Annotated in this window: 9 protein-coding genes and 1 tRNA gene; 2 read left to right on the top strand and 8 right to left on the bottom strand. The window is 36.6% G+C overall.

The genetic code is table 11. The features are described 5' to 3' along the window. Positions 1 to 254 precede the first annotated feature (254 nt). Positions 255 to 340, top strand: a tRNA-Leu gene (locus tag CDG56_RS14385). Positions 341 to 474: 134 nt separating this feature from the next. On the opposite strand, the gene pgaD is transcribed toward CDG56_RS14385, so the two are convergent. The 7 genes from pgaD to CDG56_RS14350 form a co-directional block, all read right to left on the bottom strand. Beyond that, the gene (gene pgaD / locus CDG56_RS14380; RefSeq protein ID WP_087548280.1) at positions 475 to 891 is read right to left on the bottom strand and encodes a poly-beta-1,6-N-acetyl-D-glucosamine biosynthesis protein PgaD; all 417 of its coding nucleotides are present in this window, start codon (positions 889 to 891) and stop codon (positions 475 to 477) included. A 30-nt stretch (positions 892 to 921) separates the two neighbouring features. Then, on the bottom strand, positions 922 to 2,178 hold the full coding sequence (pgaC, locus tag CDG56_RS14375) for a poly-beta-1,6-N-acetyl-D-glucosamine synthase (RefSeq protein ID WP_005158135.1): 1,257 nt from the start codon (positions 2,176 to 2,178) through the stop codon (positions 922 to 924). A 15-nt stretch (positions 2,179 to 2,193) separates the two neighbouring features. After that, positions 2,194 to 4,191 (bottom strand): poly-beta-1,6-N-acetyl-D-glucosamine N-deacetylase PgaB, encoded by a 1,998-nt coding sequence (pgaB, locus tag CDG56_RS14370; protein ID WP_087548279.1) that lies wholly within the window; start codon positions 4,189 to 4,191, stop codon positions 2,194 to 2,196. A 252-nt stretch (positions 4,192 to 4,443) separates the two neighbouring features. Beyond that, positions 4,444 to 4,839, bottom strand: a complete 396-nt coding sequence (locus tag CDG56_RS14365) for a hypothetical protein (RefSeq protein WP_087548278.1) — start codon at positions 4,837 to 4,839, stop codon at positions 4,444 to 4,446. Between the two features lie 386 nt (positions 4,840 to 5,225). Next, the gene (locus CDG56_RS14360; RefSeq protein ID WP_005158141.1) at positions 5,226 to 5,567 is read right to left on the bottom strand and encodes an FKBP-type peptidyl-prolyl cis-trans isomerase; all 342 of its coding nucleotides are present in this window, start codon (positions 5,565 to 5,567) and stop codon (positions 5,226 to 5,228) included. 21 nt (positions 5,568 to 5,588) lie between these two features. Then, positions 5,589 to 6,119, bottom strand: coding sequence for a YaeQ family protein (locus CDG56_RS14355; protein ID WP_087548277.1), 531 nt, complete (start codon positions 6,117 to 6,119; stop codon positions 5,589 to 5,591). Positions 6,120 to 6,194: 75 nt separating this feature from the next. Continuing rightward, positions 6,195 to 7,208, bottom strand: a complete 1,014-nt coding sequence (locus CDG56_RS14350) for a CobW family GTP-binding protein (protein ID WP_005158143.1) — start codon at positions 7,206 to 7,208, stop codon at positions 6,195 to 6,197. A gap of 478 nt (positions 7,209 to 7,686) precedes the next feature. On the opposite strand from CDG56_RS14350, the gene CDG56_RS14345 reads away from it, so the two are divergent. Further along, positions 7,687 to 7,902, top strand: a complete 216-nt coding sequence (locus CDG56_RS14345; protein WP_087537190.1) for a hypothetical protein — start codon at positions 7,687 to 7,689, stop codon at positions 7,900 to 7,902. A 132-nt stretch (positions 7,903 to 8,034) separates the two neighbouring features. Here the strand turns inward: CDG56_RS14345 and CDG56_RS14340 are convergent, their stop codons facing one another. After that, positions 8,035 to 8,556 carry an acyl-CoA thioesterase gene (locus CDG56_RS14340; RefSeq protein WP_005158145.1) on the bottom strand — a complete coding sequence of 174 codons (522 nt, stop codon included), beginning with the start codon at positions 8,554 to 8,556 and terminating at the stop codon, positions 8,035 to 8,037. Positions 8,557 to 8,624 lie beyond the last annotated feature (68 nt).

Raw genomic sequence — 8,624 nt, 5'->3', positions numbered from 1 at the left:
CTTCATTGATGACTTTATTCTCGATAAAAATCATCTGCTACCACAGAGAATCTATAAATAATAGTGCGTAAGTCCTAGTAATTAAAACTAAGTTGCTTAAATGAAAGTTTGATCTCAGTTTGATGAAATAATCATGAAAATTATATGACAATGCTTAATTTTTATCTGATAAACACATGAATTGATTGAAAAGAAAGCAATTAATACTTTTTACTCTTGCCAAGTTTTAAAGTCTCCTCTATTATTGCGCACATGCCCGAGTGGTGAAATCGGTAGACACAGGGGATTTAAAATCCCCCGCCCACAAAGCGTGCCAGTTCGAGTCTGGCCTCGGGCACCATTTTTCAACTAATGAAATATGGTGCAAATAAAAATCCAGCGTAAGCTGGTTTTTTTATGTCTAAAATTTAAGACAAGCATAAAAAAATGCCTTAATTAAAATTAAGGCATTTATACTTCTCAATCGAATAAATTTTACTCAACTCTAATAATCTTACCATTTTCATCATGATGCAGCGTGGTTACTTTTTGTTGGCGACCCGCTTGAATCTCGTGTTCAGGCAACTCAAAATAACGTGCATAATCAGGTAGTGCTTTTTCAATTGCATGTTTTTTATGTACGCGTTTTGAAGGTAAAAGCCCCCATAATAATAATGCTACCGCACACATGAAAAGTGCTGTAATTCCGTGCTCAAGACCTTGACTGAATGCAGCCATTAAACGTTGTGCAAGATGCGTTTTTTGCAGTTCAATTAACACCCAAACCAAAATAAATGGTCGCCATAATAGCAGCCAACCTGCCCACATCATTGCTGTTGTGGTCGTAGAAAAATAACGCTTATGCCATGGGAGTTGGTGACGTACATCGATAATCAAACTATTTGCTTTCATTTCTAGTCTCAGCAAAATGAATCTTGCGACTCAGCGAATTCCACGATCTGGGCTAATCCAACGGGCGCGTTTTTCATCACCACGCAACAGTACCTTTGGAAAGGCGACGATTGTAGCAGTAATCGTAATTAACCAAAACACAAATGGGTACCAAATCATCCAATAATAATTTTTCCCTAGGCTTGGCTCATAACGACTATCCATCCATTTGCTTAAAGCAAACTGAATTAAACAGGTCGCACCTAATAAAATTCCACTACCGTATGGTAAAAATGGTGAACTAACGATAGCAAGGGCTGGGATTGTAAATACAAAATGTAACAACCACATGACAGCCATAATCAACATCAAATATGACCATACTAATGTTAAGCAAAGCTCCAACATTAAAGGCCAGAGAAAATTAAGTTTTGGTTTAAAGAACACATCAATATTCTTAATCAGAACTTGTGCCCCACCCATCGCCCAACGCAAACGTTGCTTCCATAAACCATTAAAAGTCTCTGGCATCAAAATCCAAACCAAAGCATTTGGTTCAAAACGAACATCCCAACCTGCGCGTTGTAATTTCCAAGTGATATCAATATCTTCAGTCAACATATTTGGAGACCAATAATCAACTTGATGTACGGCACTTTTACGGAACGCTGTAATCACACCTGAGACTGTGAATAAACGGCCAAAAGTACGTTGTGCACGTTTAATCATGCCAACAATTGAAGAAAACTCACCGACCTGTATACGTCCCAATAAAGTTGAACGTGTACGAATACGTGGATTACCTGTGACTGCTGCAACTGTTGAGTCTTCTAGAAAATGACGCATCATCCATTTAGCAGCATGAGGATCTAGTAAAGCATCACCATCAATACCAATCAAGAACTCAGCATCAGTCATTAAACTGCCTGCTTGTAGTCCCATCGCTTTACCTTGGTTTTGAGCAAGATGTACCACACGTAATTTTTCATGCTGCATCGCGAGACGATCCAGCACTTCGCCCGTGTTATCAGAACTACCATCATTAATCGCAATCACTTCAAAGTTTGGATAATCTAATTGCAAAGCATGACTAATGGTTTCTTCTGCGTTATCCCCCTCGTTAAAACAAGGAACGAGTACAGCAACTTTAGGATATTCAGGCAAAGTTGCTGGCTGCTGATATGGAGGATCTTGGCGCTCTTTCCAATAAAAAATAATTGCCCCAACCATCCATAAATACGACATAAATAATGGATAATAGAAAACAAACTTAATGGCATAAGCCCATAATAAAGCAATTATACTCATCGACACATTACTCCGTTATGGTACTAATTGTGATGATTTTAAAGCAAAAGCCTTACGCATCGTTTCCACGTCTGGGTGTTCTTTAATCGGATCGTCAGGATAATATGCAATGTGCATCGCACCTTGTTGGTAAAGTGACTTAATTGTTGCTGCCATTTCTTCAGAAGGAATCTTCTGATCATTACGCCAGTTAATGGCTTGTAACTCCATCACTGTCTTTTTAATCCCGTTTGGATATTGTTTCACCCGATTCATAATATCCGTATAAAATTTTTCGGGATGATCTGATTGCTCCATATACGGCATTGCCATTATTGCAGTGAAATCATAACGTCTTAATGACTCTTCTAAAGACTGTGCATACCAATTTTCGGCGTACGGGTTAAGGGCAACTTGCGCATACAAATTACGTGCAGTCATCAAATAAGGCTGATATTGACGCACCTCACCTGCGAGCTCCATTGCAAAATCATCTAGGGTACGCGTTTTATAAGCAGTCCATTTCTGTAACTTGTCGTCATTATTTCGTATTTTGGCCAGATCCGTTGGCAAACCTTGTTTCGCATAGGCTGCTAGTGCTTGAGGGCTTGCATCTTCATAATCAGATAATGTCACATCATCATGAAATAACAGGCCATCAAATGGCGTTGATTTTGCAAGATCTTGATAAATCTCTTTAATGGTTTGTCTTGCTTTTGGTGAATATGGGCTTAAGCGGATATACCCCATATTTAAATGCTCGCCTGCTTTTGCTTGTTGCGTGACAACTAAATCCTTTGACACTGGGTCTGATTTAGGTAATTCCCATGCAAGTAAAGGCATCCAAGCATACAAACGCTGTACTGGCGTACGTGTTTGAATTTGCCAAGCTACTCGGTTAAATAAATCCGCACGCATTGGAATATGACGATTTGGGAAATACACCATATCAGCAGAACCATTTGCATCAGGATCAGAAAATGCTTGTAAATAAACAGTCTTGACCCCCATTGCATTAATACGATCTAACAGATTACCTAAATTGCGTTCCTGTTGTTGTGGGTCTGGATCATAGATGTAATCTAAATCCACATGCATGATCTTTTGCGGACGATTATTATCATTCAAATTCAGTTCGCGGTTCTTAATTTCTTGTGCCAAGGCATTGGTTGACATATTTCCTTGAATTAAAATACGCCCCATATTTTGGATCGATTGTTTGGCATGATCAGCGCCATCATCCAAAGTAATGGTAATCGGCATACCCAATTGTTTAGAAATTTGAACCAATTGCATATTGTAGCGACCATAAGGCCAAACCATAACACGTGGTGAACGTAAACCATGTGCCTGCAATAATTCATTATTTTTCTTTAAATCTTGATAAACACGTGCTTGATAATTTGCATCACTTTCATAGGTTTTCGTATTTGAATCATAGATCCGAGTAATCGCTGCTGGTTCTGAATTACCTTGAGGGTTTGCGTTTACTCCTCGATGCAAATGATAGCTATGGCTCGCAATTTCAACAAAACCACTACTTTGCATTTCTTTGAGTTCATTCCAACTCAAAATTTTATTGCGCGTAATCTCTTCCCCACCAAAGTCTACTTTCTGATTAGCTTTTGGCTCTAACCAAGAACCGACAACTGCTAATACAACTGGAATTTTTTTCGCACGTACAATTGGATAAGCATTTTGATAAAAAGACTGATAACCATCATCTACTGTCAATAACACAGGTTTAGTGGGTAAAGTATATTTGCCCTGATGTGCTTTAATCAGTTGATCGACATTGATAAAGTGATAGCCATTATTTTGTAACCAATCGATGTGCTCGCTGAATTGTTGTGCTGTTACTGCATAACTTGGGATGAGTGCATCTTTATGGTCGGTAATTTCATGATAACCAATGACGGTTAACGTTGTCGCATCAATTTTTGAATTTTCTGCAAAAGTTGCTGTATTCGCAACTAAACCAATCATTAGACCTAAAAATGTTTTTAAGGTCGGAGACACTAAACGTGTTGTCATAGAGATATCTTCTCAATATTCGAAAATGGCTGAGCGCGAATCATGCATGAATCATCTTACAATTTGTGGACAAATAAGATTTTTAGCGAGTCAGCTGGGAGCAAGGATTGTATTTATAATTTTAAAAACTGAAAATAATCTTAAAAAAATATTTTATAAATTTTATCGCAATATACATCAATATTTTAGCAATATGTAATTAGGTTCCTAACACGATACGTATTAAGAACCTAGTGAGCTAAAGATAAAAGCTTAATATTGAATGAGCTGAAAATTTGGATGCTCAGAAAGTTGTTGTAAATAATAACGTTCTTTTTGATAAAAATATTTATATAAGCGATTTACCCATTCACCACGACGGAATGTCTGAATCTTTTTATTCACGCCATCATATTGTAGCAAGAGGACATTCCCTTCTAATGGAGATAATAAGGTAATCTGATAGTCAGGATGTGAATGCTGATGTGAAGGACTCAGCTCTCGTATAATCTCGACCTTGTTCTCTCCATCCATCCAATAATGTTTATCAGTCAATGCTTTTTCATTGACCCAAAAACCATTTTCAGCGCCATTATAAGTATTAATCAAGAAAAAATTATGTAATTCTTTTAATAGCTCAGAAGCGGTAATATCCAAATAATCATTCATAGCTGCCTCACTCACTCAATTTTTTGGTGCTCGTTAACACAAGCATAGATTTTTTATAATTTACCTCGCCATGTTTATGAATCTGCTGATCATGGATGGCAACATTAAAAGCAATTTTTCCAAAAGGTAAATTAACATCACATTTTTTGTAAAAACTTTGATTCAAAATGCATTGCTCTTTGTTTAAAAGATATACAGAACCTTCTATAGAATCAATAATTTTAAGCAGATTGTTAAAAACAAAAGATTTAAATAAAAATATTTAAAATCAATATATTGAGATTAAATCATTTTCTTGATTTGTATTGTTTTTGTACTTTTTTTTTACAAAGCATGAATAAAGCAATCAAATCAATGCCATCATGCTTTGCATCATTGAGACTAAATCACTCGTCGCGAGTTTTAACATCAAATAATTCAATTTCAAAAATCAGATTTGAATTTGCTGGAATAATTTTTCCCATTTTGCGTTCGCCATAAGCTAAATGTGCAGGTACGATTAATTTACGCTTCCCACCAACGCGCATTCCCATGATGCCTTGATCCCAACCTTTGATTACTCGCCCTGTACCAATCACCGTCTCAAAATAATTCCCGCGATCAATTGAAGAATCGAACTGAGTACCATCTTCCAACCACCCTGTATAGTGTGTTGTGATTAAAGCACCTTTAACAGCTTCTTTACCTTCACCTACTTTTAAATCAATAATTTGTAATTCAGCGCTCATTTTTTTTACTCCCAACCTAATTTATTGCAATTGTAACCATTGAATATCGACTTGACCGTTATCGCTTAACAAAGTCCATTCTCCATCCATAATATTAAGCTGTAATTGCATCGTGCGCTCACATAAGCCTTCAAGTGCCTGTGTAGTCTGAGATGCTAATTGCCAAACTTCCACATTACTCAAAGTCTTAATCTTGGTATTTTTTTGCCACCAATCAGCAGCTTGTGAGCCATAGGTAATCACAACCACTTTTTTACAACGAGCACTGGCTTTTTTCACTTTATCTTCAGATGGACAACCGACTTCAATCCAGTTTTCTAAAAGCCCTGTTAAATCTTTTTGCCATAACGCAGGCTCATCCGTTTCAAACAAATCTTTGGTGAATTCTAATCGCTCATCGGCATAACGGGCGTAAGCAAGAATACGAACCATCAAACGTTCAATAGTCTCTGACGGATGTAAGGCAAGTGTTAGCTGATAATCTGCATAGATATGCTGATCCATATTGGCAATATTCAGATCTGCCTTATATATTGTTGCTTTTAGCGCCATAAAAAATACTCTTAAATACGGTGTACTCAAATTTGGCGCTAAGCATACTCTATTTTATTACAGAAAATATCGGCTTTAATCATTTTGAGCATCAGTTAGATCAAGACGACAATTTAATAATTGTGTTTCAAACCCCAACCAATCTTGTTCGGATTGGCAAATAATTTCAATTCGATTATCGATACTCTCTTCGGCAGACTTATAGTTAAATTGTTGAGGATTAAAGTTAAAACTTTTCCAACCTTGATCCGTATTAAATATGCCTTTGATACGGACCCAATTTTGTTGCGTACACAACAAATCTAACAGTTCAAAAAATTTAAATTGCCAGCGTTTAGGCAATTTCCAACCTGCAACGGTATAACCTTGGGCCGTTTCTACATAATGATATGGAAGTTGTTTTATTTCTAACGGAGGCTCAATAGCCTGTGTTTGTTGTAACTTGAGTAAAGGTTGAATCTTACGTTGTACAGGTTGTTGCATAATATCAACCTGAGACAATTCAATTTTGCCACACTCAACTTCAATCCAATGCTGGACATAAGTGTCATATTCTTGTTTTAAAGCCGCATAGGCTTGATGATCTGCTACTGACATACAATCAATATGCGAGAGGACTACGATTTGGGCAGATTTCAGTTGATCGGTATATAAGTTCTGTTTCACCCAATCTTCATCATGTAGACGACTCCCATCCACAACAATCACCAAAGCACGCATTGCTAAACTACTTTGCCAATGTGGCTCGGTCAGTTGTTCCAATAATTGTGCAGGATGACCTAAACCCGTTGGTTCGATAAATAAACGATCAGGTTTACTTTCACTGAGTAAGCGAGCCAGTGCAATTTGCATAGGAAGTTGACTGCTACAACACAAGCATCCACCAAGTAGTTCTTTGACAGCATAGCCTTGTTGTTGAGTAATCAGTTGTTGATCAACACCTATTTGCCCAAACTCATTCATTAGAACAGCCCAAACTTCGTTTTCAGGCTTTTGAGTTAATAAATGCTGCAATAGCGTTGTTTTACCTGCACCTAAAAAACCAGAAATAATGTGAGTAGGAACAATTTTGGGAGCAATAAACTTCACGATTTACTCGCATTAAAAATTTATTTCATTCTAAAGAGAAAAATATGCGAAATAAAATAAAGAATGAAATTTATGAAACAATTCAATTAAAAATAAAAATAGAGTGAATTAAATCACGAAATTAATCTAAAAATACTATTTAAAACTAATATATAAATGTTTTATTCAATTATTAAACTATTTGCAAAAGAAAGCTCTTGTTTAAAACACGTAAAATCTCAGATTATTTTTTAATCAAAAATTCATATTTATATACATTTTATTGATAGGTTCAGGCATATAATTTTACAAGCGCATCACAAAACTACGTTTTATGATGCTCTATTGTTAAGTTTGCCGTAAAAGATTGTTAAGAATATTGCTGTAAAAAACTTAGGCGCTTAGCATAAACCTCATGCAGAAATTCAAGATTTGTTCTCACTCATCTCTCGAATTGAAGCTGTAATTTTTTAATTAAGTTTAAATATGGATGCCAAACATGAAACTCATTAAGACTTTAATTGCGACAACATTTGCTTTAACAGCGGCAACAACATTTGCAGCTTCGGCTCATGACAAATCACATAGCACCAAAACCACCGAAGAGAAAGTCGTTGTATCAAATCAAGAGCAACCTGAAACTCTAAATCCAGCTACGACAGACACCACAGCAAGTGATGCAGCAACATCGGCTGCCCCGACGGCTAGTAAATAATTTGATCTTCAGGTTCCTCCAGACCCTTTAGAACAACATTTGTAATGATTTGACTCATCTTTACAAATAAAAAAGATCGAACCATGCTGCGGTTCGATCTTTTTTTAGATCACTAGGAATGTGATGAATAAATCAACACTGGCTAGTTTTTTTGAAAATACTGCAAGAAGGTTGCTGTACTTCTTGTAAACGTAGGTCCTTACGCTGTTCTGCAGCTTCGAAACGACAACGCTTCCAATCCGTATCTAATTTTAATGTCGGAACAACTTTAGGTTTACGCTCCTCATCCACAGCAACCATGGTGAAATAGCAGGTATTGGTATGTCTGATTGTACGCTTTTGAATATTCTGTGCTTCTACACGAATACCGACTTCCATAGAAGTACGTCCTACATGATTAACACTCGCTAAAAATGTGACTAATTCACCAACGTAAATTGGCTCTTTAAAATTAACTTTATCAACAGACAATGTCACAACATAACTGCCTGAATAACGGCTTGCACAAGCATAAGCAACTTGGTCAAGCAGTTTTAAAATTGCTCCACCATGAACATTACCTGAAAAGTTTGCCATATCAGGTGTCATTAAAACTGACATTGTAAGCTCTGACTGATCATCAGGTGCTTGGTTCAATTGATCTAATGGATACATAGGAGAACTCATAGGAGAATACAACATGTGTATTATCGTTCATTCCTCAACGTAAAAATACGTATAAA

The sequence above is a fragment of the Acinetobacter sp. WCHA39 genome (assembly GCF_002165385.1).
Lineage (GTDB): Bacteria > Pseudomonadota > Gammaproteobacteria > Pseudomonadales > Moraxellaceae > Acinetobacter.
This window is presented reverse-complemented; position numbering and strand designations above follow the sequence as displayed.